This is a genomic window from Leifsonia aquatica, from assembly GCF_014190775.1.
In the GTDB taxonomy this organism is placed as follows: Bacteria; Actinomycetota; Actinomycetes; order Actinomycetales; family Microbacteriaceae; genus Leifsonia; species Leifsonia aquatica.
In genome coordinates this window covers 14,978-38,123 of record NZ_JACHVP010000006.1, presented here as the reverse complement: position 1 = coordinate 38,123, position 23,146 = coordinate 14,978, and the positions used below count along the sequence as shown (strand labels likewise).

20 protein-coding genes are annotated in these 23,146 nt (G+C 68.1%); 17 read left to right on the top strand and 3 right to left on the bottom strand.

Annotated elements, in window-relative coordinates:
- The first annotated feature begins 6 nt into the window (after positions 1–6).
- The 3 genes from FHX33_RS19970 to FHX33_RS19960 all read left to right on the top strand — a co-directional run bounded on the left by FHX33_RS19970 (position 7) and on the right by FHX33_RS19960 (position 3,431).
- Positions 7–366 (top strand): hypothetical protein, encoded by a 360-nt coding sequence (locus FHX33_RS19970; protein ID WP_155829011.1) that lies wholly within the window; start codon positions 7–9, stop codon positions 364–366.
- 94 nt (positions 367–460) lie between these two features.
- Positions 461–2,554 (top strand): hypothetical protein, encoded by a 2,094-nt coding sequence (locus FHX33_RS19965; RefSeq protein WP_179603904.1) that lies wholly within the window; start codon positions 461–463, stop codon positions 2,552–2,554.
- Positions 2,555–2,615: 61 nt separating this feature from the next.
- Positions 2,616–3,431 carry a hypothetical protein gene (locus tag FHX33_RS19960; protein ID WP_021762915.1) on the top strand — a complete coding sequence of 272 codons (816 nt, stop codon included), beginning with the start codon at positions 2,616–2,618 and terminating at the stop codon, positions 3,429–3,431.
- A gap of 8 nt (positions 3,432–3,439) precedes the next feature.
- Here FHX33_RS19960 and FHX33_RS19955 read toward each other — a convergent pair whose 3' ends face one another.
- Both FHX33_RS19955 and FHX33_RS19950 read right to left on the bottom strand, forming a co-directional pair.
- Entirely contained in the window at positions 3,440–4,357 is a 918-nt protein-coding gene (locus FHX33_RS19955; RefSeq protein WP_021762916.1) for a hypothetical protein, read from the bottom strand.
- 269 nt (positions 4,358–4,626) lie between these two features.
- Positions 4,627–5,571 (bottom strand): LysR family transcriptional regulator, encoded by a 945-nt coding sequence (locus FHX33_RS19950; protein ID WP_021762917.1) that lies wholly within the window; start codon positions 5,569–5,571, stop codon positions 4,627–4,629.
- 121 nt (positions 5,572–5,692) lie between these two features.
- On the opposite strand from FHX33_RS19950, the gene FHX33_RS19945 reads away from it, so the two are divergent.
- The 4 genes from FHX33_RS19945 (at position 5,693) to lysA (ending at position 11,011) form a co-directional block, all read left to right on the top strand.
- The gene (locus tag FHX33_RS19945) at positions 5,693–7,240 is read left to right on the top strand and encodes an aminotransferase class I/II-fold pyridoxal phosphate-dependent enzyme (protein WP_183428904.1); all 1,548 of its coding nucleotides are present in this window, start codon (positions 5,693–5,695) and stop codon (positions 7,238–7,240) included.
- Positions 7,241–7,285: 45 nt separating this feature from the next.
- Positions 7,286–8,782, top strand: a complete 1,497-nt coding sequence (locus FHX33_RS19940; RefSeq protein ID WP_021757414.1) for an amino acid permease — start codon at positions 7,286–7,288, stop codon at positions 8,780–8,782.
- On the top strand, positions 8,779–9,684 hold the full coding sequence (locus tag FHX33_RS19935; protein ID WP_221209757.1) for a universal stress protein: 906 nt from the start codon (positions 8,779–8,781) through the stop codon (positions 9,682–9,684). The genes FHX33_RS19940 and FHX33_RS19935 overlap by 4 nt, the downstream gene beginning before the upstream one ends.
- Positions 9,685–9,751: 67 nt before the next feature.
- Positions 9,752–11,011: a diaminopimelate decarboxylase gene (gene lysA, locus FHX33_RS19930; RefSeq protein ID WP_021763429.1), complete on the top strand. Its 1,260-nt coding sequence runs from the start codon at positions 9,752–9,754 to the stop codon at positions 11,009–11,011.
- Positions 11,012–11,065: 54 nt separating this feature from the next.
- On the opposite strand, the gene FHX33_RS19925 is transcribed toward lysA, so the two are convergent.
- Positions 11,066–12,742: a PucR family transcriptional regulator gene (locus tag FHX33_RS19925; RefSeq protein ID WP_021763428.1), complete on the bottom strand. Its 1,677-nt coding sequence runs from the start codon at positions 12,740–12,742 to the stop codon at positions 11,066–11,068.
- A 156-nt stretch (positions 12,743–12,898) separates the two neighbouring features.
- Between FHX33_RS19925 and FHX33_RS19920 the strand changes: the two genes are divergently transcribed.
- The 10 genes from FHX33_RS19920 to FHX33_RS19875 all read left to right on the top strand — a co-directional run bounded on the left by FHX33_RS19920 (position 12,899) and on the right by FHX33_RS19875 (position 23,137).
- Entirely contained in the window at positions 12,899–13,300 is a 402-nt protein-coding gene (locus FHX33_RS19920) for an Hsp20/alpha crystallin family protein (RefSeq protein WP_021763427.1), read from the top strand.
- A gap of 97 nt (positions 13,301–13,397) precedes the next feature.
- Positions 13,398–15,290 (top strand): molecular chaperone DnaK, encoded by a 1,893-nt coding sequence (gene dnaK, locus FHX33_RS19915; protein WP_021763426.1) that lies wholly within the window; start codon positions 13,398–13,400, stop codon positions 15,288–15,290.
- Positions 15,291–15,302: 12 nt separating this feature from the next.
- Positions 15,303–15,839, top strand: coding sequence for a nucleotide exchange factor GrpE (locus tag FHX33_RS19910; RefSeq protein WP_021763425.1), 537 nt, complete (start codon positions 15,303–15,305; stop codon positions 15,837–15,839).
- A gap of 4 nt (positions 15,840–15,843) precedes the next feature.
- Positions 15,844–16,791, top strand: a complete 948-nt coding sequence (locus FHX33_RS19905; RefSeq protein WP_183428903.1) for a DnaJ C-terminal domain-containing protein — start codon at positions 15,844–15,846, stop codon at positions 16,789–16,791.
- Positions 16,788–17,078, top strand: coding sequence for a chaperone modulator CbpM (locus FHX33_RS19900; RefSeq protein ID WP_021761074.1), 291 nt, complete (start codon positions 16,788–16,790; stop codon positions 17,076–17,078). The genes FHX33_RS19905 and FHX33_RS19900 overlap by 4 nt, the downstream gene beginning before the upstream one ends.
- Before the next feature lie 18 nt (positions 17,079–17,096).
- Positions 17,097–19,742: an ATP-dependent chaperone ClpB gene (clpB, locus tag FHX33_RS19895; RefSeq protein ID WP_021761076.1), complete on the top strand. Its 2,646-nt coding sequence runs from the start codon at positions 17,097–17,099 to the stop codon at positions 19,740–19,742.
- Positions 19,739–20,227, top strand: a complete 489-nt coding sequence (gene trxA, locus FHX33_RS19890; protein ID WP_021761078.1) for a thioredoxin — start codon at positions 19,739–19,741, stop codon at positions 20,225–20,227. The genes clpB and trxA overlap by 4 nt, the downstream gene beginning before the upstream one ends.
- The gene (locus tag FHX33_RS19885; protein WP_021761080.1) at positions 20,224–20,487 is read left to right on the top strand and encodes a UBP-type zinc finger domain-containing protein; all 264 of its coding nucleotides are present in this window, start codon (positions 20,224–20,226) and stop codon (positions 20,485–20,487) included. The genes trxA and FHX33_RS19885 overlap by 4 nt, the downstream gene beginning before the upstream one ends.
- Complete coding sequence (locus FHX33_RS19880; protein ID WP_021761082.1) at positions 20,487–22,151, top strand: FAD-dependent oxidoreductase; 1,665 nt, start codon at positions 20,487–20,489, stop codon at positions 22,149–22,151. Before FHX33_RS19885 ends, FHX33_RS19880 begins: the two co-directional genes overlap by 1 nt.
- A complete protein-coding gene (locus FHX33_RS19875) occupies positions 22,148–23,137 on the top strand; it encodes a CorA family divalent cation transporter (protein WP_183428902.1) in 990 nt (329 codons plus the stop codon). Before FHX33_RS19880 ends, FHX33_RS19875 begins: the two co-directional genes overlap by 4 nt.
- The last annotated feature ends 9 nt before the right edge of the window (positions 23,138–23,146 follow it).

Genomic DNA, 23,146 nt, shown 5'->3' with positions numbered 1-23,146 from the left:
TGGGTCATGAGGGTTCTGCAGGCCGGAGAGCGCGTCTGGCTAGTCGTCGCCGACGCTGGAACGCGCATCCATTTCGTGATCGAGTACGGGCCGGCGGTGCATCAGCGCACCCACGAAACGCTGATGATGTACCGGGTCGACCACTTCACGATCAAGCGCGCCGAGCGGTGGCCGCTCGGATACTACGACGAGCTTCAACACGCGATCGACGCATGTGCGCTGAGCTTGGGGATGCCGAATTTCCTGGCTCCGATTACCGCTCCTGACGGTTCGATCGTGAGCCCAGAAGAGCAGAAGGCTCGTTGGCAGGTCGGGCGTGATCCCCGCACGGGCCTGCAGATGCGATCCGTTGTAACGCGGTACTGAGTTCGCAGAAGTTGCGGACGTCGGCCCCGGATTGACCCCAGTAAGCGGGTAGTGGGTCGCTGATCTTCCACCGTCGTGTCGTGTCAGGGTGGTGATGACGGCCATAGCTGACTTGGAGAAGATGATGGCGCGTACTTCCCAAGCGGAGCAGCGGCAAATCGTTGATTGGGCGACGAAGGCGATAGTTCGACGATGGCGGAGATCTCGTAAGTGGCGAATCCTATGTGCCTGGATCGTCGGCGTGGTCGGTGTCGCCCTGGGCCTCGCGATGTTCGTCGTGCCAAATCTGAGCGGTTGGCAACGGTTGCCATACTCCTTTACCGCTGGAGTTCTCATCGGTCTCGCATATCAGCTGATGCCGAACCGTGGGAACGCGTCAGCCTCACCGCGGCGTCGAGTATACATATTTGCGTTTGCGCTGTCCGGAGCAGCTGCCGCGACCGTTGGTATACTCGCAGCCCTTGTCGCACCTGGTTGGTGGGCGGCGGGGTTGAGCGTTGCGACCGCCGCGCTCGCGGTTGGACTTGCGGAGCGTTATCCGGGCAAGTACATACCTTTCGCATTCTTGCTGCCGGTCGCTCTGGACGCATGGATGTTGCTGCAGCTTTCCACCTCAGGAGACCGCACGCAGCTTGTTGTCGTTCTGACGCTTTTCGTGCCCGCGTTTGCCGTAGCAATTGTCCTCACAGTCTGGGCGTTCAAGCTTCGCAACCTTCCGTCGGCTGAGTACGCGAAAGCGACCGAAGTCGCCCGAGGCGTGCTTTGGGCATGGATTTTGTTGTTGGCCGCGACCCTAGCTTGGAGCGCGAGCGGCCTCAAGCTCGGCAGCGGTGAGCAATTTGACCCGCTCGTGTTCGCTATCCCGCTGGTCACCTTCGGGTCAGTGATCGCAACTGCGACGACGGGATGGACTCGATATCGAGAGGCGCGCTTACAGCTAGATGCTGACGATCAGCCGGCAGCAGAAGCAAAGCTAACCAGCTCCGAACAAGATGGCCAGCCAGCAATTCCTTCGCATGTGCGGGGGCTAGTTGAAGGGCTGATGAGACTGAGATCAAACTTCCTCCGGAACTTTGCCCGACCACGAGAAGACCCGGATGGCGAACCCGCCAGACACTCGTTACCGACGCCTCTCGCATCAGCTGGAGACCTCGTCGCTCTGATGCTTCGCGCCGGTGTAGGGGCACGTTACGAAGGACGCTTCGACAAAATCGACTGGGTCTACCGACTGCGGTACCGTGGCGAGGAATGTCGACTTCAGCTTGGTCGATCCGGCCTCTGGGCCGACTTCTGGATTGGGGAAGATGAAGGCGCGCGGCTCGCAGACCAACTCGGCAAGCAGTTGACGAAGGCTTTGAGGTTCCTGCATCAGAACGGTCTGAGGGATGCTATCGATGCTGGAATCAGCGTCAATGCAGTGGAGGTTGTCAACCAGTTCTTCCGTTACCGGGGGATGGTCAACTACTTCATTGCGCAGCTGCGAGGCCTCCGAGGTGCACCGATGCCTGAGGTCGACAGGTCGACGTTTACGGTTCACGACTTCGAGAGTGGAAAACAGGTCCCGGCACCCGACTTCATTGCAGACACAATGAGCTACTTTTCGGAGTTTCAGAATGAGCAGCAAAGGGCCGGGGAGATTGCACACGTGGCTACTGCTCTCGTAGCGTCTTACTTCGCCTACATCGAGCATGTATCGGTCCTCCTCGCCGCGTACTCGTCTGCCGCTTCCGAAGATGGATTCGCCGTAAGCGAGCTACTGCGAGAATCATGGGCCGTCAAATTCGACGTAGCGTTCGCTGATGTCTCGATCGGGAGCGCGAAGAGCGACCTGAGTCTCATGGCTTCCCGATTCAGAAACCCCCTCTTGCATGGAGGCGCCGGTCGCGCCGCCGACGGAATGTATGTCGAAGTCCTTCCTGACGTGGTCGCTCTGGCCACGGAGGATGGCTCACCCACCGACCAGTTCATGCTCTGGAAGCCGAGCCTGACTGCCGAGGAGATCGACTGGATACTAAGCAGAATCGCCCGCATTGATGCGGCCCTCGAATCTCACCCATACTGGGTGGCGGTATCCGCTGGGGCCCCGTCGAATTTCAGCCGCGATCGCGTGCGGAAGGCGTTGAGCGCCCAGCGAAGCGGAAACGCCGGCCAACTCGCCCGCGCAATGGCAGAAGCCTTAGACGACTGACGGGCAAATTCATAAGCTTTCATCCGCCGCGCAGATACCGGTCAGTCGGAGTTGGGACCGCATGGAGGAGCAGTATTCACCAAGGTACACACGCCTAGACGCGTTCGAGTCCGCCGCAGCTCAAGCCGCCGGCGCGGTGCTGCAACATGCGTTCGACAGGCTGACTAGCCTCATCGAGTCCGGGCGGACCGTCGTATCGAACGCCTCGGGTTCCACGTTGGAGCGCGATGACGAACTCACGCCGTACAACCCGATTAGCTACCAGCTCGCCTACTTCGCACTCGTTTCCGTAGATCATTTACGATTCGTGCGAGACGCGATCAGTACCCGACAGGATCTTGCAGTAATGGCCGAGTACTCCGTTATCCGCAGCGCGATTGAAGCTAGCGCCTATGCGGTCTGGCTAGCGACCGGGGGTACTCGCATCAAGCGAGTCAAGAATTCACTCCGGTTGTCCTGGGATTCGGCAAGCGACGCCGCCGCGTTGATGCGTGTCGCCGGCGACGATCGCAACCACCTTCTAGAGATCGAGGATCGCCTTCTCGAGATCCAGGCAGCCGGTCCGGCTCGCCAAGGTTCGATCGAAAACATGCCCTCGATCACCGAGGTGCTGATGATCGCCGACCGGCACGTCAATACCGGCCAAATCTCGGGGCTCGAAGCTTGGCGGATTTGCAGCGGAATTGCGCATTCAAACCCTCAGGTTGCCCTCGCTCTGCTCGAGCACACCTGGATTGACAAGGACGGAGGCCTCTCTCGAATAGCGAACAATGTCGACCTGCTCGCAACTGTCTACGAGATCGGTGTTACGTACCTTGAAGCCGCTCTTGCAGCATGGCGCAGACTTGCAGAGAACCCTGCGGCCGCGCTTCGGTGAGTTGTCGCCTACTGGGGTAAACCAGAAAGAAAGTCGTTCACCTGCCTGCTGATAACTGCCGCCAGAACGTTAGTGCCGACCTTATCGAGGAACTGGCCAATCCGGGAGACAATACTGTGGACTCTCCCCAGGTCAGCTGACCCTGCGATCTCCCCATCAAGAAGCTCGAGCTCGGAAGAGACGTCACGCCTAACGCTCTCGGGAAGTACAGGCATGGACTGCTGAAGGAGCGACGAAAGCTCCATCGCTCCCGAAAGCCATTCGCTCGGGGGTGTATGGATGGTCTGCGAGAAATGCGAGCTGTTATTGGCGATGTTTGCATTGCCGTTAATCACCGTTGAGTGATGCACGACTCCATCCTGGGATTCATCATTCACGCTTGTCCCGTTCTCTACCCTCCGTGAGCCCTTGGTCGTCACTCGTGGGCGCAGCGGCCCGCCATGGCCCCACGCTCCCGGCCCCTCGACGAAGCCTTCCTGCTCCAGCCAGTCACCTACACGTTGGATGTCGTCTTCGGTATAAACGACGCCTAGGAAGTTTGGTTCCCCATTCAAGAAGCCAGCCGGCGTGGGGGCGCGACCCTCCTCCTGTTCCTCGTAGATCCAACGTAAGTACGTGTCGCGGAGTTGCTTGCGTCGAGCGACCACCGATCTGCGGAACGTATCGAATTGCTGATAGGCGTCGGCTCCTTTCGGGGTGACGATTACCCCACCGATTCCGGCAAGGGAGTCAAAGAAGTCGACCCACCCACGGTCCTTCATGCGGCGACACTCGTCCTGCAGATCGAACGAACCGAGGTCACGCATTTGGATGAGCTTGTCGTTCAACTCGGCGAGTGAAACATCGCTCGCCGTGTGGTGCCCAGCAAGCTCGAATAATGCAGCCAGGATCCGCAGCCGGCGCGCCTCTTCCTGCGAAAGATCCATAACATACCCCTTTGGTGACTTCTCCAAATGGAGGTTATCGGCACCCACTGCTGGATCGCCTATTTGCGCTACGCGGTCCTCGGGTAAGGGAGGCAGTGATAGCCCTGCCTAGCGGGCCCGTATGACAACAATTTGACAACACTCGGGCGAAACTGGAGCCAATTGAAGAACATCGAGGACAACTACGAATCACCGTGGTTCCGGGGATCTTGGAAGACGAGAAGCTGTCCGCTGACCCGCGGCTAGAGTTCGAATCCCACGCCCTCCGCTCACGCGGTCTCGCCCTGGGCCGCCGCCCGCACGGCGGCGAACCCGTCCCGGATGGCGACGACCAGCTGCCGCACAGCGGGCGAGGGGTGGCGGGACGCGTCCTCCGCCGAGGTCGCCACCAGGATGGAGCGGGCGAACGACGGGTCGTTGATCGGCCGCAGGACGATCCCGGAGTGCTCGGCGGTGGTGGCGAGGCGCGGGATGAGCCCCACGACCATCCGGGCGGCGGTCATGCCGAGCAGGACCTGGAACTCGTCCGTGCGGATCGCGACGTCGAGGGTGTGACCTTCTGCCGCGAAGGCGTCGACCACGATGCGGTCCATCGGGTCGTCCACCGTCGTCGCGAAGACCCAGCGTTCGTCCCGCAGCGACAGGAGCGCGGGTACATCGATCGATGGACGTGAGGCGAGCGGGTGACCCACCGGGAGGGCGAGCATCAGCGGATCGCGGTGCACCTCCGTGGTCACCACGCCCGGGCGGAACGGGAGTTCGTAGCCGGGCACGGTGTAGACGAGCGCGACATCCAGAGCTCCCCGGTTCATCTGCTCGACGAGCGCCGGCACCTCCTCCAGCAGTGCGTCGATCTCGATCCCCAGGTCGCCGATGCGGGAGGCGACGAACGGCAGGACGTTCGCCGCGGCGGTCGCGAACGTCCCGAACCGGAGGCGCACCCGCCCCAGCTGACCGAACTCCCGCGCATCCCGGATCGCACGCGCGCTCAGCGTCAGGACCTCCTGCGCCCGCTCGGCGAGGAGCACACCGACGGGGGTCAGCCTGCTGCCGCGGGGGGAACGGGTCAGCACGGGGGATCCGACCAGCCGTTCCAGGTTCTTCAGGTGGTAGTCCACCGTCGGCTGGCCCCAGCCGAGCCGGCGCGCGGCGGCCGACACCGAGCCCTCCGCGTGCACGGCCGTGAGTGCCTCGAACTGCCGCAGATCGGCCATGGATGATCTCGTCCCTCTGTCGGTGAGGCCCGCGTCGAACGCCTGAGCCACATACAGTGTATGTGGGCTACGCGAAGATGCGGGGATTCCCACGGCGGACCGCGACCCGCACGATGGAGCAATGGCCTCCACACGTCCCTCCCCGGTCGACGGCGTGCGTCCGCCGGCGACCGCCGATGATCTTCGCCAGTGGGAGACGCCGTACGCGGACGCTCTCGACCGTCACGCCGCACGGGAGCAGATCCCGCTGATGGTTCCGGGGCACGGAGGCGACGGGCTGGGTCTCAGCGCCCGGCTCGCCGAGTTCCTCGGCGAGCGTCCGCTGCAGCTCGACGTGCCGATGCTGATGGACGACATCGATCTCGGGGAGGACTCCCCGCTGAGCCGCTCCCTCGACCTGGCGGCGGAGGCATGGGGCGCGCGGCGCACCTGGTTCCTCACCGGCGGTGCGTCCCAGGGCAACCGGATCGCCGCACTGGCGGTCCGGGGCCTCGGCACGAACATCCTGTCCCAGCGCAGCGCGCACTCGAGCTTCAGCGACGGCGTCCTCTCGGCGGGACTGGTGCCCTCGTTCGTCCTCCCCTCCATCGACACCGACCACGGCGTGGCGCACGGGGTCTCGCCCGCCGCGCTCGACGACGCACTGGTCGCAGCGGCGGCCGACGGGCGCCCGGCCGACGCGGTCTACATCGTCTCGCCGAGCTACTTCGGCTCCGTCGCCGACGTCGCGGGCCTCGCCCGCGTCGCGCACGCCCACGGCGCACCGCTGATCGTCGACGGCGCCTGGGGACCGCACTTCGGATTCCACCCCGACCTCCCGGAGTCGCCGGCCCGGCTCGGCGCGGACCTCGTGGTCTCGAGCACCCACAAGCTGGGCGGCTCGCTCACCCAGTCCGCGATGCTGCACCTCGGCCACGGCCCGTTCGCAGACGCCCTGGAGCCGCTGGTCGAACGCGCCGTCTCGATCACCGCCTCCACCTCGACGTCCGCGCTGCTTCAGGCCTCGCTCGACATCGCCCGGCACTCCCTCGCGACCGGCGCCGAGCTGATCGGCCGGTCGATCGTGGCGGCCGACGCGTTCCGGGATGCGCTGCGCGACGACCCGCGGTTCGGCGTCCTCAGCGACGGGTTCGGGGCCTTCGACGACATCGTCGCCGTCGATCCGCTCCGCGTGGCCATCGACGTGTCGAGCGCCGGTGTCAGCGGTCACTGGTTGCGCCAGCGCCTCGCCGACACGGACGGGATCTTCTTCGAGATGTCGACCGCGACCTCCCTGGTCGCCCTCATCGGCGCGGGCACGACGCCGGATCTCCAGCGCGCGCACCGAGCGCTCGCGGCGGCCGTCGACTCCGAGGAGGCGCAGACCCACCGCTCCCGGGTAGCCGACCACGGGTTCCCGGCCCTGCCCGACCCCGGTGCGCTGCGGATGTCGCCGCGCGATGCCTTCTTCGCCGACACGGAGCTCGTCCCCGCGGCGGACGCCGTCGGCCGCATCTCCGCCGACACCCTCGCCGCCTACCCGCCCGGGATCCCGAACCTCATCCCCGGCGAGGAGATCACGGCGCAGACCGTCGCGTTCCTCCGCGCGGTCGCCGGGTCGCCCTCCGGTTACGTCCGCGGCGCCGCCGATCCTGGAGTCGAGCAGTTCCGAGTGACCCGCCTAGGCTGAATCAGCGGCCGACTCCGACCCCCCCACCATTCAAAGGAGACTGGTATGCCCACGATCGCCCAGCAACTGCTGCGCAGAAAACCGACGACGCCCTCCGGGGTCGAGGACGGCCAGCTGAAGCGCAGCATCGGCCTGTTCTCGCTGACCATGATCGGCGTGGGAGGGACGCTCGGCACGGGCATCTTCTTCATCCTGTCCCAGGCCGTCCCCGTCGCCGGACCGGCGGTGATCTGGTCGTTCGTGATCGGCGGCGTCGTCGCCGGGCTGACCGCGCTCTGCTACGCCGAGATGGCGGGAGCCGTCCCGGCGTCGGGTTCCACCTACTCGTACGCGTACGCGACCCTCGGCGAAGGCACGGCGATGGCGGTCGGGGCCTGCCTGCTGCTGGAGTACGGCGTCTCGACGGCGGCGGTCGCGGTCGGCTGGTCGCAGTACGTCAACCAGCTGCTGCAGAACCTCCTCGGCTGGCAGCTGCCGGTGCAGCTCTCGCAGGCTCCCGAGCAGGGCGGCATCGTCAACGTCCCCGCCGTGATCGTCATCGTGCTGTGCTCGCTGCTGCTCCTGCGGGGCGCGCGCGAGTCGACCACGGTGAACAGCATCATGGTGGTCATCAAGATCGCCGTCGTGCTGTTCTTCTGCGCCGTCGCCTTCACCGGATGGAACGCCGACCACTTCCACAACTTCGCGCCGGCCGGGTTCGCCGGCATCGTCGGCGGCGCCGGCATCATCTTCTTCTCGTTCGTCGGCCTCGATGCGGTGTCGACAGCCGGGGAGGAGGCCAAGAACGCCAAGCGGAACCTCCCGCTCGCGATCATCTTCGCGCTCGTGATCATCGTCCTGCTCTACGTCCTGACCTGCCTCGCGGCCCTCGGCGCGCAGGCGCCGGAGAAGTTCGCGAACCAGGATGCGGGACTCGCCGCGATCCTCCAGAACATCATCGGGTCGGCGTGGCCAGGGACCATCGTGGCGATCGGCGCGATCATCTCGATCTTCTCGGTGACGCTGGTCGTCCTCTACGGGCAGACGCGCATCCTCTTCGCCATGTCACGCGACGGGATGATCCCGCCCGTGTTCGCGAAGGTCAATCCGCGGTCGATGACGCCGGTGCGAAACACCGTCATCGTCATGATCGCCACGAGCATCCTCGCCGCCGTCATCCCGATCGACTTCCTCGCCGAGATGACGAGCATCGGCACGCTGGTGGCCTTCCTCGTCGTCTCGCTCGGCGTCATCATCCTGCGCGTTCGCGAGCCGGAGCTGGAGCGCGGGTTCCGCCTCCCGCTCGGCTGGACCATCCCCATCCTGTCGATCGCGGGATGCATCGCCATCATCACGCAGCTGCGGGTGATCACCATCGTGGTGTTCCTCATCTGGACCGCCGTCTTCCTGGCCTTCTACTGGTTCTACGGCCGTACGCACTCCAAACTCGAGACGGGCCAGCGGGTCGGCGAGGGGGAGGCCCCCTACACGAGCAACTTCGCGCAGCCGAGCAAGAGCGAGATCCGCGAGGCCGCCGCGCGCCGCCGGGCAGGCCGGAAATGAGCATCGTCGTCGGGGTGGACCCCGCGCACCGCTCCGCGTCGGCGCTGCACCTGGCCGGGATGCTCGCCCGCTCCTCCGGCACCAGTTTGATCGTCGCCGCGATCGTCCCGCCCGCCTGGCCCGCGACGGCGGGCGGCGCGGACGCCGAATGGCTCAGCTACACCCGGGAGGCTGCGGACAGCACGCTCGACCACGCCGCCGCCGTGCTGGGCGGCTCCATCGCCGCGGAGTACCTCATGTACGAGGCTCCCTCGGCCCGGCGCGGCCTGCACAGCCTCGCGGAGGAGCGGGATGCGGGGTTGATCGTCGTGGGGTCGGCGACGCAGGCGCCGCAGGGGCGCATCGCCCTCGGCGCGGAGAGCGACGCACTCCTCCACGCGTCACCGGTTCCCGTGGCGATCGCGCCGCGGGGCTATCGCGTGGAGCAGGGCTCCCGCGTCGACCGCGTAACCGCCGCCTACCGTGGGACCGGTGCCTCGGCCGGCCTCGTCCTCGGCGCGGCGGCGGTGTCGGCGTCGGTGGGTGCCGCGCTGCGGATCGCATCCTTCGCCGTCGTGCCGCCCGACTCCGGGACCTCGGGAGCCGGGCTCGACGCCGAGACCGCCATCGCGGACACCTGGGCCGCCGACATCGAGAAGCACGCGACGTCGCTGGCGCGCCGGGTGTCGGAGCTGGACCAGGCTCCCACCGTCTCCGACGTCGCCGTCGGCAGGGGCGAGACGTGGGAGGCGGCCATGGCGGCCGTGGAGTGGGAGCCGAACGAAGTCCTGGTCGTGGGTTCGAGCACCCTCGGTCCCCTCGCGCGCGTGTTCCTCGGCTCGCACGCCGCGAAGATCGTCCGCCACTCGCCCGTGCCGGTCGTCGTCGTCCCGCACGGCGTCGCCACCCGGGACCGGGAGTGAGCGGCCGCCGCACTGGCGCACCAGAAGCAGGCATCGCCTGACCCGACATCGATAGAAGGACCCAGCCATGGCGCACCCCATCCTCGACCTCTTCCCGGCCGGGGCGGCCGTCGACCCCGACGGCACCCTGACGATCGCCGGGTGCCGGGTCGACGACCTGGCCCGGGACTTCGGGACCCCGGCCATCGTCGTCGACGAGGCGTCCCTCCGGGCGCGTGCCAGGGAGTACCGCGACGCCCTCACCACCCGCTGGCCGAACGCACGGGTGGTGTTCGCGTCGAAGGCGTTCCCGGCGACCGCCGTCCAGCGGGTCATGGTGGAGGAGGGGCTCGGCCTGGATGTGGCGGGCGGCGGCGAGCTGCTCAGCGCGCTGCGCGCCGGCGTGGACCCGGCGCTGATCGTGATGCACGGGAACGCCAAGACCACGGAGGAACTGCGGATCGCGGTGGAGGCGCGGATCGGCCTCGTCGTGGTGGACAACGAGGACGACGTCGACCGGTTGGAGCAGCTGGTGCCGCCCGGAGTTGTGCAGCGCGTCCTGGTCCGCATCGTCCCCGAGGTGGCGTCGTCCACGCACCCGCACGTGCAGACCGGGCAGGTGGGGTCGAAGTTCGGCCTGACCGCCGCGGCTGCGCGCATCCTCATCGCCCGGATCGAGGCCAGCCCGGTCCTCGACATGCGCGGTGTGCACGCCCACGTCGGGTCGCAGATCATGGACCCGGCGGAGCTCGCGGCGGCCGTCGCGCCGCTGGCGGCGCTCGGCACGTTCCCGGTCTACGACCTGGGCGGCGGCCTCGGCGCCCGGTACACGTACGACGACCGCCCCGCGTCCGTCGACGAGTACGTCGGTGCTCTGCTCGCGGCCGCTCAGGAACACCTGCCCGCGGATGCGGAGCTCATCATCGAGCCCGGCCGCAGCATGGTCAACGGGTCCGCGTTCACGCTCTACACGGTCACGACCGTCAAGCGGGACGCCCGCACCTTCGTCGCCGTCGACGGCGGCATGGGCGACAATCTCGAGGCGGCGATGTACGACCAGCGCTACGAGGCCGCGCTCGCCGGCCGCATGCACGACGAGGATGCCGAGGACGTCGTGGTGGTCGGCCGGCACTGCGAGTCGGGCGATGTGCTCGTCGATCCGCTGCGGCTGCCCGCGGCGCGCGTCGGTGACCTGCTCGCGGTGCCCGCGACCGGTGCGTACACGCACACCATGGCGAACAACTACAACGGCTACCGCCGTCCGCCCGTCGTCTTCGTGCGCGACGGGGAGGCGAGGGCCGTCATCCGGCGCGAGACCTGGGAAGACCTGTTCGGTCGCGACGCCTGAGGCGAGGGTCGAATCCCACGCCTTCCGGAGCACTCCGCGGGTGCCGCGGAACGGTCAGCGCCCCCTGTCATGCAGGGCAGCCCGGACGCGGGCGGCGAGGTGCAGGTGAAGCCTCGCGTCCGGGTCCCCGAGGTCCCGGCCGCTCACCTCGCGGATGCGGCCGAGCCGGTACCGCAGCGTGCTGCGACCGATGATCAACGCATCCGCCGCGCGATCGTAGTTGCCGCCGGAATCCAGGTAGACGGTGAGCGTGTGAACCAGGTCCGAGTGGTGATCCCTGTCGTGAGCGATGAGGGCGCCGAGCCACTCGTCCACGTAGCGGTCGACCTCCGCTCCGTCGCCGGACAGGTCGAGGATGCGGAGAAGGCCGAGGTCGTCGTGATTGGACAGCCCGTACGGACGGCGTGACTCGGCCCGGATCTTCTGGGCTCGCGCGGCCTCGGCGAAGGAGCGGGGGAGGTCCTCGGCCGTGTAGCGTCCACCCACTCCGATGGTGCCTCGAGTGCTTGAGATCGAGGACGAGAGCCGCTCGTGCAGGCCCGACAGGTCCTCGCCGTCGGCGAACACCACGAGCACGGCGTCATCCCGCCGCGAGATGAGGGCCGGCACTCGCATCGCCGCGAGCACGTGGCGCACCGCCGCGCCGATGTCGACGCCGTTCGGGGTCGGGTGCTCCCACGAGACGACCGCTACCCGGTGGTGACCGCTGAGATCGAAGTGCAGTGACTCGGCGCGGGCGAAGGCATCGACGACGTCGCCGCCGGTGACGAGCTCATCCGCGAGGTCGCGCCCCAGCCGGATCTCGACCTCCGCGACACGGCGTCGGTTTGCGAGCTCGACGGCGATCATCGCCCCGGCGAATTCGACGGCGAAGCGGTCATCGTCACTCCGGTCGTCGTCCGGATCGTAGATGCCGATCACTCCGAGGGTCTCCTCTCCGGAGCGGATCGGGGTGGGCTGCCAACCGGAGGTCGGCGCAGCTCTGGCGAGGCGCGTCGCGGGGGGCGCGCGCAAGTCGGACGGCGCGGGGGAGTCTCCGGATCCGATGTACGCGCGTTCGTTGCCGAAGGAGTCCTGCAGCACGATCGAGCGCCGGGTGATCGCACTCACGGTCTCGACGATCTGCGCCTCCGCGGCGCTGGTTCCGGCAGCGGTGACGATGGAGTCGCGGATCTGCTGGTGCATGTTCAACCGCACGATCGTCGCTGCCATCGTACGGTTCGAGCCCGCCTGCGCCTCGCCGAGCCGCCGGAGCTCATGCGTCTCGCGCCGCTCTCGGCCGATCAGCTCGGCCGTGGCCAGCGCGGCCCCGGTCGGCTCGGCCAGTGCGCCGAGCAGGAACATCTCCGCGCGTGACGGTTCGACCTCCGCCTGGAGCACGAACGCTCCCCTGACCCTGCCCGTGCCGCGGAAGAACAGCGCGTAACGCCAGACGGTGCCGCTCTCCAGCACGCCGTCCCTGCCCGCGCGGGCCTCCACCAGCAGATCGAGCCGACGGCTCGCCCTGCCCGAATACCGTGCCAGATGATCGCCCTCCGCGACGTACGCGGCGGCCACGGTGCACCCGGCGATCGACTTCACGGACGCGCAGGCGATCCGCAGCGTGCGTCGGATCGTCGGCTGCTCGAACATCTTCGAGCCCGCCCTGAAGACGTCGTACAGATCGGCCTGCGGCGTGGCAGCGTGGCCGACCCGCTCGACGAACTCTTGATCGCTCCGTGCGCGCATCATGGTGGACTCCGTTCTTTCGATGCTAGCCGTCTGCGCATGGACACGACAGTGCAAGTCCCGCGTCTTCTTTTGGCTCCCTGAGGTCGAACGAGCGGCCTCGTGCCGGGCGCACACTCATCTCAGCGAGACCGTGATCGGTCGACCGAGGAGGTCATCATGACGCTGATGGGACTCGACGCGTCCCGCGATGTCGATCGTGCGGTCGAGGAGGCGCTGGGCAGGAATCGGCGCACCGTCGCGGTCCCTCTCGAGGCGTACCGGCGCGACGATCACTATGTCGTGGTGGCGGACGTCCCCGGCGTGGAACCTGCCGACGTGGACGTGCGCGTCGAGCGCAACGTGGTGACCATCACAGTGCGGCGCCGGCCGGCGTTCGAACCCGACGACACCGTCTTCATCGACGAGCGTCCGCGCGGCGAGTTCGTGCGTCAGCTCTTTCTCGGCGAGAGCCTCGACAGTTCAGGGCTGTCGGCCGAATGCGGGAAGGGTGTGCTCACCCTGCGCATCCCGGTCGACGAGTCGAGCACATCGCGTCACGTGGAGATCTCCTCGACATGATCGCGATCATTCCGCGTGCGCGACCGGCATCGGACGCGGGCAGAGACGCGAAGCCGCCCGGCGGCTGACACGACGAAACGACGAAAGGGCAGCTCTCATGGCCAAAGCAGTGGGCATCGACCTCGGCACCACGAACTCGGTGATCGCCGTCTGGGAGGGCGGCGAGGCGAGAGTCATCCCGAATGCGGAGGGTGCACGCACGACACCGTCCGTCGTCGGGTTCACGGACACGGGCGAGCGGCTCGTCGGGCAGCTGGCCAGGCGGCAGGCGATCCTCAACCCCAAGGGCACGATCTCGTCGGCCAAGCGCTTCATCGGGCGCACGTTCGACGAGGTCGGGGAGGAGGCCAGAGCGGTCGGGTTCGACATCGCGGCCGGACCGAACGGGGAGGCCAGGTTCGCCGTCCGGGGAAAGCTGTACGCGCCGGAGGAGATCAGTGCCCTGGTCCTGCGCAAACTCGTCGACGACGCCGCCAAGTTCCTCGGCGAGAAGGTCACGGAGGCCGTCATCACCGTCCCGGCGTACTTCAATGACGCTCAACGGACGGCGACGAGGGATGCCGGTCGTATCGCGGGCCTCGAGGTGCTCCGCATTATCAACGAACCGACCGCGGCCGCCCTCGCATACGGGCTGGACAAGAAGGAGCACGAGACCGTGCTCGTCTTCGACCTCGGCGGCGGAACCTTCGACGTCAGCCTTCTCGACGTCGGCGACGGTGTCGTGGAGGTGCGTTCGACTGCCGGCGATACCCACCTCGGCGGCGACGATTTCGACCGGCGAATCGTCGACTATCTCGCCGACGAGTTCCAGAAGGAGAACGGAATCGATCTTCGCAACGATCCTCAAGCCCTCCAACGGCTGTTCGAAGCCTCCGAGAAGGCGAAGGTCGAGCTCAGCACTGTGAGCCAGACGCAGGTCAGCCTTCCGTTCATCACGGCGGACGCCTCCGGCCCGAAGCACCTGACCACCACCCTCAAGCGCGCCACGTTCGAGAACATCACGGCCGATCTGGTCGACCGCTGCCTGACACCGGTGCGGCGGGCGATGGAGGATGCGAAGGTCTCGGAGAACGACATCGACGAGGTCATCCTGGTCGGCGGTTCGACGCGGATCCCGGCCGTGCAGGATCTCGTCAAACGGCTCACCGGCGGCAAGGACCCGAACATGACGGTGAACCCGGACGAGGTGGTCGCCATCGGTGCGGCGATCCAGGCGGGCGTGCTGAAGGGGGAGGTCAGCGACGTGCTCCTGCTCGACGTGACCCCGCTCTCGCTGGGCGTCGAGACGCGCGGCGGCGTGATGACCAAGATCATCGAGCGCAACACCACCATTCCGGCACGCCGGAGCGAGGTCTTCTCCACCGCGCAGGACGATCAGGACTCGGTCGAGATCGTGGTCCTGCAGGGCGAGCGCGAACGAGCTGCCGACAACCGCGTGCTGGGCCGGTTCACCCTGACCGGGATCCGGCCGGCGCCCCGCGGCGAGCCGCAGGTGGAGGTCACCTTCGACATCGACGCGAACGGGATCCTCGATGTGAAAGCGCGCGACAAGGACACCGGGGTCGAGCAGGGGATCACGATCAGCGGCACGACGAACCTCGACCAGGCTGAGATCGAGCGCATGGTGCAGGAGGCCGAGCAGCACCGGGCCGACGACCAGCGTCTGCGCGAGGACATCGACGCCCGGAACGAGCTCGACGCTGCTGCCTACCGGGTCGAGCGCACGCTCGCGGACCGTGGCACATCGGTGCCCGAGCACGAGCGCTCCCGCGCCGAACTGCTCATCGGGCAGGCCAGGGACGCCGTCGCACGAGAGGTCCAAGCGGCCGAGGCGCGCGAGCTGGCGAGCGAACTGCTTCAGGTGGAGGCGGCACTCTCCGTCGCCCGCCCGGCCGAGGGGTCCTCCGCCGCCGGTGCCGCCGACTCCGCTGGTCCGACGGACGTCGACGACTCGGACGATGTGGTCGACGCCGACTTCGATCGCGACTGAGGACCTCGGACCATGGACGATCCCGACACCCGCAGTACGGAAACCGATGACGGCCCCGCGTCCGGCCAACGCTCCGAGCGACCCGACGAATCGGGCACGACCTCGAGCGACGAGCTTCGCGCGCGCCTCGCAGACGTCGAGGATCGCTGGCGTCGCGCGGCGGCGGACCTCGACAACAGCAGAAAGCGGGCGGCTCGCGAACTCGCGTCGGCGCGGGACGCCGAACGGGTGCGCGCCGCAGCCGTCTTCCTGCCGGTCGTGGACGGACTGCAGGATGCCGTCACCTACGCCGAAGGCGTGGACACCGGGCTCGCGGCCGGCATCGAATCGATCCGGGAGCTCGCCATCGTCTCACTCGAGCGTCTCGGCTTCCCGCGGATCGACGCCGTGGGTGTGCCGTTCGACCCGCGCATCCACGAGGTCGTGTCTGTGGTCGATCGGGGCGGGCAACCGCCCCGTACCGTCGTCGCCGTGACGAGACTCGGATTCGGAAGCCCCGAGCACCTTCTGCGGCCCGCCGGCGTCGTCGTGACCGCAGCGGAAGAGTGACGCCGTGGCAGACGACTACTATCGACTGCTCGGTGTTCCACGGTCGGCGGATGCGAAGGAGATCCAGCGCGCGTACCGCGAACTGGCGCGCAGATACCACCCCGATGTGAACAAGCAGGCGGGCGCCGAAGAGAGGTTCAAGCAGATCAGCGAGGCCTACCACGTGCTGGCCGACGCGGAGTCGCGGGCCCAGTACGACCGGTTCGGACCGGAGTTCCGCCACTACGCGGGCGCCGAACGCGAACGCCAATCCGCCTCCGCGTCCCGCCGCGACGGCGGCCGAGGGGCGCGCCGCGCCCGACCGGGCCCTGGACCGTCCGGGTTCAGCTGGTCGAGCGCCCAGGGCGCCGCCGGTCCCGGCGGCACCGCGGTCGATTGGGACGACCTATTCGGTGACGTCTTCGGCTCGATGCGGGGGATGGACGCCGAGGCCGAACTCGAACTCTCCGTGGAGGAGGCCTATCGCGGCGGCCCCCGGACCCTCGTCCTCTCCGGCCCGGACGGCGGCCGGCAGACCTTCGATGTCCAGATTCCGCCGGGCGTGCTCGACGGTCAGCGCATCCGCGTCTCCGGCGGTGGAAACGCCGGGCGGCAGGACGGCGGCACGGGCGACCTCGTCATCACCGTCAGGGTCCGGCCCGATCGGCGATTCCGGCTCGACGGGAAGGACATCGAGATCGACCTGCCGATCGCCCCCTGGGAGGCTGCGCTCGGATCGGGCGTCCCCACGCGGGCGCCCGGCGGCCAGCTCACCGTGCGGGTTCCGCCGGGCTCCTCCAGCGGCCGGCGGCTCCGTCTGAAGGGTCAGGGGATGCCGCAATCGGGCGGAAAGCCCGGCGACCTGTTCGCGCGGGTCAAGATCGTGGTCCCCCCGCACCTGAGTGACCGCGAACGCGAACTGTACGAGCAGCTGAAGGCCGCATCCACCCACGACCCGAGGTCGTCGTCATGACTGCATCCCTCGTTCTGGCGCTCCCACCCCGCCTCGACCTCGGCATGGTCGCCGCTGCATCAGGAGTCCATCCCGACCTGGTGCGACGGTTCGTCGACCTCGGGCTCGTCTCCGCTCGGCGCGACGACTCCGGTCGGCTGTGGTTCTCCCCGGCCGCGCCGGGCCTGGTCCGGCGCATCGTGCGGCTCCACGCCGACCTTTCACTCAACTACACCGCCGTCGCACTCGTCATCGACCTCCTCGACCGCATCGACGTGCTCGAGAACCGTCGGTGGGCGCTCCGCTGACGTAAAGGAGACTCCACCATGGAGATGAACAAGCTGACCCAGAAATCCCAGGAAGCCCTTCAGGAGGCGCAGAGCATCGCGAGCCGGAGCGGTCAGACGGAGACCGAGGGTGAGCACCTCCTGCTTGCCCTGGTCATCCAGGAGGGGGGCCTGATCCCGCGACTCCTCGAAGCGGTCGGGGTCGACCTGACCGTCCTACTCGCCGAACTCCAGCAGCTGATCGCCCGCAAGCCGAGGACGACCGGTCCCGGCGCGACTCCGGGCCAGGTGTTCCTGTCGAGGAGCCTTGCGGCGACCCTCGATCGGGCCGAGCGGGAGGCGACGCGGCTGAAGGACTCGTACGTCTCGGTCGAGCACCTGCTCCTCGCGCTCGCCGACGACCCCTCCGGCAGTGCGGCTGCGCGTCTTCTGCAGAGCAATGGCGTCACCCGGGAGAGCTTCCTGGCAGCGCTCGCCTCCGTGCGGGGCAACCAGCATGTCACGTCCGCCACGCCCGAGCAGACCTACGAGGCTCTGGAGAAGTACGGTCGCGATCTCGTCGCCGACGCGCGTGCAGGCCGCCTCGATCCGGTCATCGGGCGAGACGCGGAGATCCGGCGCGTCGTGCAGATCCTGTCCCGCAAGACGAAGAACAATCCCGTCCTGATCGGGGAGCCCGGCGTCGGCAAGACGGCCATCGTCGAGGGCCTGGCGCAGCGGATCGTGCGCACCGACGTTCCCGAGGGTCTCCGCGACAAGACGATCTTCCAACTGGACCTCGCTGCCCTCGTGGCGGGCGCCAAATACCGCGGCGAGTTCGAGGAGCGCATGAAAGCCGTCCTGGCGGAGGTCATCTCGTCCGACGGGCGCATCCTCCTGTTCATCGACGAGCTGCACACACTCGTCGGGGCCGGGGCGACCGAGGGGGCGATGGATGCGGGCAACATGCTGAAGCCCATGCTGGCGCGCGGAGAGCTCCATCTCATCGGCGCGACCACACTCGACGAGTACCGCCAGCACATCGAGAAGGACGCCGCGCTCGAACGCCGGTTCCAGACCGTGATGGTGGAGGAGCCCGACGTCGAGGATGCCCTCTCGATCCTTCGCGGGCTCCGCGAACGCCTCGAGGTCTTCCACGGGGTGCGGATCCAGGACAACGCTCTCGTGGCCGCCGTGACCCTCTCGCACCGGTACATCACCGAGCGGTTCCTGCCCGACAAGGCGATAGACCTCGTGGACGAGGCCTGTGCCCGGCTGCGCACCGAGATCGACTCGATGCCGGCGGAGCTCGACGAGCTCATCCGGCGCGTGACGCGACTCGAGATCGAGGCGGCGGCGCTGGAGAAGGAGAAGGACAAGCCGAGCCGTATCCGCCTCGACGAGCTCCGCCGGGAACTCGCGGAGCTTCGGGCCGAGACGGACGCGAAGCGCGCACAGTGGGAGGCCGAGCGTCAAGCGATCCGCAAGGTCCAGGAGCTGCGCGGCGAACTCGAACGCGTCCGGCGAGAGGCGGAGGACGCCGAGCGGGGCTACGACCTCAACCGTGCCGCCGAGCTCCGCTATGGCACGCTCGCCGAGCTCGAACGACAGCTCGCCGCCGAGGAGGAGCGACTCCGCTCGAAGCAGGGCCGGCAAAGGATGCTGCGGGAGGTGGTGACCGAGGAGGAGATCGCCGAGATCGTCGCGGCCTGGACGGGCATCCCCGTCGCGCGGCTGCAGGAAGGGGAGCGGGAGAAAGTGCTGAAGCTCGACGAGATCCTGCACGAGCGCGTCGTCGGTCAGGCGGAGGCCGTGCGCCTCGTCACCGACGCGATCATCCGCGCGCGGTCGGGCATCCGCGACCCCCGGCGGCCGATCGGGTCCTTCATCTTCCTGGGGCCGACGGGCGTCGGCAAGACGGAGCTCGCGAAAGCACTGGCGGCAGCCCTGTTCGACAGCGAGTCCGCCATGGTCCGTCTCGACATGAGCGAGTATCAGGAGCGGCACACGGTCAGCAGGCTGGTCGGGGCCCCTCCCGGGTACGTCGGGTACGACGAGGGCGGCCAGCTCACCGAAGCGGTACGGCGGCGGCCGTACTGTGTCGTCCTCTTCGACGAGATCGAGAAGGCGCACCCGGATGTCTTCAACACGCTGCTGCAGGTGCTCGACGACGGCCGCATCACCGACAGTCAGGGTCGCACGGTCGACTTTCGGAACACCATCGTGATCATGACGTCCAACATCGGCGCAGAGCACCTGTTGACCGGCGCTCGCGACAGCAGCGGAGGCATCGCCCAGGACGTCCGCGACCTGGTGCTCGCCGAGCTGCGCGGCCGGTTCCGCCCCGAGTTCCTCAACCGCGTCGACGACATCATCGTGTTCGCGCCGCTCGGTCTCGACCAGATCGAGTCGATCGTGGTGCTGCTGACGGACGACCTGCGCCGCCGCCTCGCCGAACGCGGGATCGCGCTCGAACTGACTCCCGCCGCGCGGCGACTGATCGCGGAGCGCGGCTACGACCCGCTCTACGGCGCGCGACCGCTCCGGCGGTACATCTCGCACGACATCGAGACCCGCCTGGGCAGGGCGCTCCTCTCCGGAGCGGCGCCGGAGGGCTCCACCGTGCGGATCGACGTGCGGGACGGCGACCTGGCGGTCGACGTGATCCCGGCGCCGGACGATGCGGAAGTCGAGGCGGCACTGTGACGAACGCGACCACGATCATCCGCTGCCCGAACTGCGGTCACAAGAACCGCGTTCCTCTCGCCGCCGCCGGGCACCCCCGCTGCGGGAACTGCCACAACGCGCTTCCCTGGATCGTCGACGCCCTCGACGACACGTTCGCGGAAGTCGCCGAGAAGGCGGACCCGCCCGTGATCGTCGACATGTGGGCCACCTGGTGCGGACCGTGCCGGATGGTCAGCCCGGTACTGGAGCGGCTGGCCGTCGAACGGGCGGGCGACGTGAAGCTCGTCAAGGTCGACGTCGACCGTGCCCCGCGGCTCTCGTCGCGGTTCGGCGTGCAGGCCGTGCCGACCCTGATGATCCTGCACCACGGTGCGGTGATCGCCCGACAGGCCGGAGCGGCCCCCGTCGACGTGCTGCGGCGCTGGTTCGACGACGCGATGGAGAAGGATGCGCGCGACGAGGACAGAGCCGCCCGCGATTCCGAGCAGGGGCACCGGTCATGACGAGCCGCCCCGATCGCCATCTCGTCTCTGTCCGCCCTGTGTCTCCCCGCACCCCGGGCGTCTGCGAGGACTGCGTGGCCCTCGGCACGGCGTGGGTGCACCTCAGACTGTGTCTGACGTGCGGCAAGGTCGGCTGTTGCGACTCCTCGCCGATGAGGCACGCGAGAGCGCACGCTCTGCACCAGGGCCATCCCATCGTCCGTTCCCTCGAGCCGGGAGAGTCGTGGCGCTGGTGCTATCTCGATGAGGACTTCGTCTGATGGGGGCCCCGGGCCCGCAGAGCCTGGTCCCCGAGACGCCGGACGTCTCGGGGGCGTTCCCTCGGCTCACGTCACCGCAGTTGGACGCGCTGCGCGCGGTCGGGAAGGTCGTGCCGGTCGCCGAGGGACAGGTGCTCGCGCGGGCGGGCGAGTCGTTCGCCTCGTTCTTCGTGGTGCTGGAGGGTCGCCTCATGGTCTACGAGGGCGATCCGGTCGGCGCGGACGCGCTGTTCGAGATCCATGGTCCCGGACGCTTCGTCGGCGACATCGGGCTGCTCGAAGGTGAGCCGTCGTTCGCCACGATCGCCGCGTTGGAGAGCGGCAGCGTCCTCGAGGTGCCGATCGGCGAGCTCGAGCGGATCGTGACCGGTGACCCGCTGCTCGGCGACGTCATCCTGCGCGCGTACCTGATCCGGCGTTCGATGGCGATCGGATTCGGCGCGGGGCTGCGGATCGTCGGGTCGCGGTTCTCGCCCGACACCCGTCGATTGCTGGACTTCACGGCCCGCAACCGGGTGCCGCACCGGCTCCTCGACGTGGAGCAGGATCCTGCCGCCGACGCCATCCTGCGGCGGATGGGCCTGGACGTCGCGGATGTGCCGGTGGTGATCGTCTCCGGATCGCGCGTCCTGCGCAATCCGTCCATCGTCGACGTCGCGCAGGCGCTGGGCCTGCGGAAGACCCGGCCGGCGGCGACCAGCGATGCGCTCGTCGTCGGGGCGGGGCCGGCGGGCCTCGCTGCGGCAGTCTACGCGGCCTCCGACGGGCTCTCGGTCGTGCTCTCCGATGCCGTGGCGACCGGCGGCCAGGCCGCGCGATCGTCCCGGATCGAGAACTACCTGGGATTCCCGTCCGGGATCTCCGGCGCAGAGCTCGCCGAGCGCTCCACCCTCCAGGCCGCCAAGTTCGGCGCCACGGTCTTCGCCCCCTCGACCGCTCAGAGTCTCACCGCCGACGAGGGGGCGCTGGTGGTGCGCTTCTCGGACGGGACGAGTCTCCGCCCGCAGGCCGTGGTCGTCGCCTCCGGGATGGAGTACAACCGTCTCGCCGTGGCGAACCTCGATCGGTTCGAATACACCAGCGTCTACTACGCCGCCACGATCGCCGAGGCGCGGGAGTGCGGCGCCGACCCGGTCGTCGTGGTCGGAGGAGGGAACTCCGCCGGGCAGGCGGCGGTCTTCCTGGCCGGCACCGCCTCACGCGTGCACCTGGTCGTCCGCGGGGCGGACCTGGGGGCGAGCATGTCGCGATATCTGGTCGTGCAGGTCGAGGACCACCCCCGCATCAGTGTGCACCGGAGGACGACGGTGGTCGCGGCGAACGGCGGCGCTCACCTCGAATCGGTCGTCGTCGAGGAGGCGGCATCCGGCGTGCGGGAGGAGATCCCCACCGTGCACCTCTTCGTCTTCATCGGAGCGACCCCCGCGACGTCCTGGCTCGGACCGGACATCGTGCGCGACGATCGGGGCTACGTCCTCACCGGGCGCGGGGCGACTCCGGCGGGCGCGAGCCGCGGCTTCCTCGAGACGTCGCTGCCCGGTGTCTTCGCCGTCGGCGACGTTCGAAGCGGTTCGGTGAAGCGCATCTCGGCGGCGATCGGTGAAGGTGCGAGTGTCGTCCGGATGGTGCACGAGCACCTCGAGACGGCGGGATACCGCCGTTGAGCACGGTACGGGTGCGGCGCTACAGCGCGGACGGCGCATTCTACGAGTCCGATGAGATCGCCCCGGAAGACCTCCGCGGGGACTCCGCTGAGGCGGAGGGCGGCTTCGTCTGGATCGGGCTGACGGATCCCGATCCTGCCCCCGTAGAGTCCTTCGGCGTCGCCGTCGGACTGCACCCGCTGATCCGCGACGACATCGCCGGCGCGCGTCAGCAACCCAAGGTGCAGTGGTTCGACGACCAGCTGTTCATCGTGCTGCGGGTGCCTCATTCGGTCGACGGCGAATCCGAGACGATGTCCGAGCTGTACGTCTTCGCCAGACCGGGCATCCTCATCACCATCGGCTCCCGCGGGGGCGGCGAGGGCTTCGACGTGGCGGGCGCCCTCGACGGTGCCTACCCGACCGTTCTCGGCCTGGGCACCCTCGGCGCCGTCCACGCGATCGTCGCGCGCGTCGTCCGCGCCTACCTCGCCGTCGCCCGCGACATCGAGGAAGACCTCGGGGAGTTGGAGGACCAGGTGTTCGACGAGACGCAGCAGGACGACACCCTCCGCATCTACCGACTCCGCCGCAGAATCGGCCGGGTCGATCGAGCGGTGACGACGCTCGCCGTCGCGTTCGAGAACAGCCGGGACAAGCTCGTCGACTACTCCCGCGTCCACCCAGGCCTTGCTCCCTACGTGATCGACCTCATCGAGGACTTGGCCGGGGCGGCACGTCTCGCGAACGACCAGCGGTCGGCACTCGACGGGGTGATCTCGAGCCACGAGAACGCCGTGGCCTCGGAGCAGAACAGCGATTCCCGCACCATCTCCGCCTTCGCCGCCCTCCTCGCCATCCCGGCCGTCGTCGCCGGGCTCTACGGCATGAACTTCACGGACCTCCCCGTCACCGGCTGGCGGTACGGGTGGGTCGTCATCATCGCCTTCATCGCCTGCCTCGAGCTCTGGGCGTACATCGCGCTCAAGAGGAGGCATTGGTTCTGAGTCGCGCGC

Excerpts from the sequence above, each read along its gene's own strand:
- FHX33_RS19965 (WP_179603904.1), top strand. The coding sequence starts at position 461 with ATGACGGCCATAGCTGACTTGGAGAAGATGATGGCGCGTACTTCCCAA.
- FHX33_RS19910 (WP_021763425.1), top strand. The coding sequence starts at position 15,303 with ATGGACGATCCCGACACCCGCAGTACGGAAACCGATGACGGCCCCGCG.
- FHX33_RS19940 (WP_021757414.1), top strand. The coding sequence starts at position 7,286 with ATGCCCACGATCGCCCAGCAACTGCTGCGCAGAAAACCGACGACGCCC.
- FHX33_RS19920 (WP_021763427.1), top strand. The coding sequence starts at position 12,899 with ATGACGCTGATGGGACTCGACGCGTCCCGCGATGTCGATCGTGCGGTC.
- FHX33_RS19925 (WP_021763428.1), bottom strand. The coding sequence starts at position 12,742 with ATGATGCGCGCACGGAGCGATCAAGAGTTCGTCGAGCGGGTCGGCCAC.
- FHX33_RS19935 (WP_221209757.1), top strand. The coding sequence starts at position 8,779 with ATGAGCATCGTCGTCGGGGTGGACCCCGCGCACCGCTCCGCGTCGGCG.
- FHX33_RS19900 (WP_021761074.1), top strand. The coding sequence starts at position 16,788 with ATGACTGCATCCCTCGTTCTGGCGCTCCCACCCCGCCTCGACCTCGGC.
- FHX33_RS19970 (WP_155829011.1), top strand. The coding sequence starts at position 7 with ATGAGGGTTCTGCAGGCCGGAGAGCGCGTCTGGCTAGTCGTCGCCGAC.
- lysA (WP_021763429.1), top strand. The coding sequence starts at position 9,752 with ATGGCGCACCCCATCCTCGACCTCTTCCCGGCCGGGGCGGCCGTCGAC.
- FHX33_RS19945 (WP_183428904.1), top strand. The coding sequence starts at position 5,693 with ATGGCCTCCACACGTCCCTCCCCGGTCGACGGCGTGCGTCCGCCGGCG.
- dnaK (WP_021763426.1), top strand. The coding sequence starts at position 13,398 with ATGGCCAAAGCAGTGGGCATCGACCTCGGCACCACGAACTCGGTGATC.
- clpB (WP_021761076.1), top strand. The coding sequence starts at position 17,097 with ATGGAGATGAACAAGCTGACCCAGAAATCCCAGGAAGCCCTTCAGGAG.
- FHX33_RS19955 (WP_021762916.1), bottom strand. The coding sequence starts at position 4,357 with ATGGATCTTTCGCAGGAAGAGGCGCGCCGGCTGCGGATCCTGGCTGCA.
- FHX33_RS19885 (WP_021761080.1), top strand. The coding sequence starts at position 20,224 with ATGACGAGCCGCCCCGATCGCCATCTCGTCTCTGTCCGCCCTGTGTCT.
- FHX33_RS19950 (WP_021762917.1), bottom strand. The coding sequence starts at position 5,571 with ATGGCCGATCTGCGGCAGTTCGAGGCACTCACGGCCGTGCACGCGGAG.
- FHX33_RS19880 (WP_021761082.1), top strand. The coding sequence starts at position 20,487 with ATGGGGGCCCCGGGCCCGCAGAGCCTGGTCCCCGAGACGCCGGACGTC.
- FHX33_RS19960 (WP_021762915.1), top strand. The coding sequence starts at position 2,616 with ATGGAGGAGCAGTATTCACCAAGGTACACACGCCTAGACGCGTTCGAG.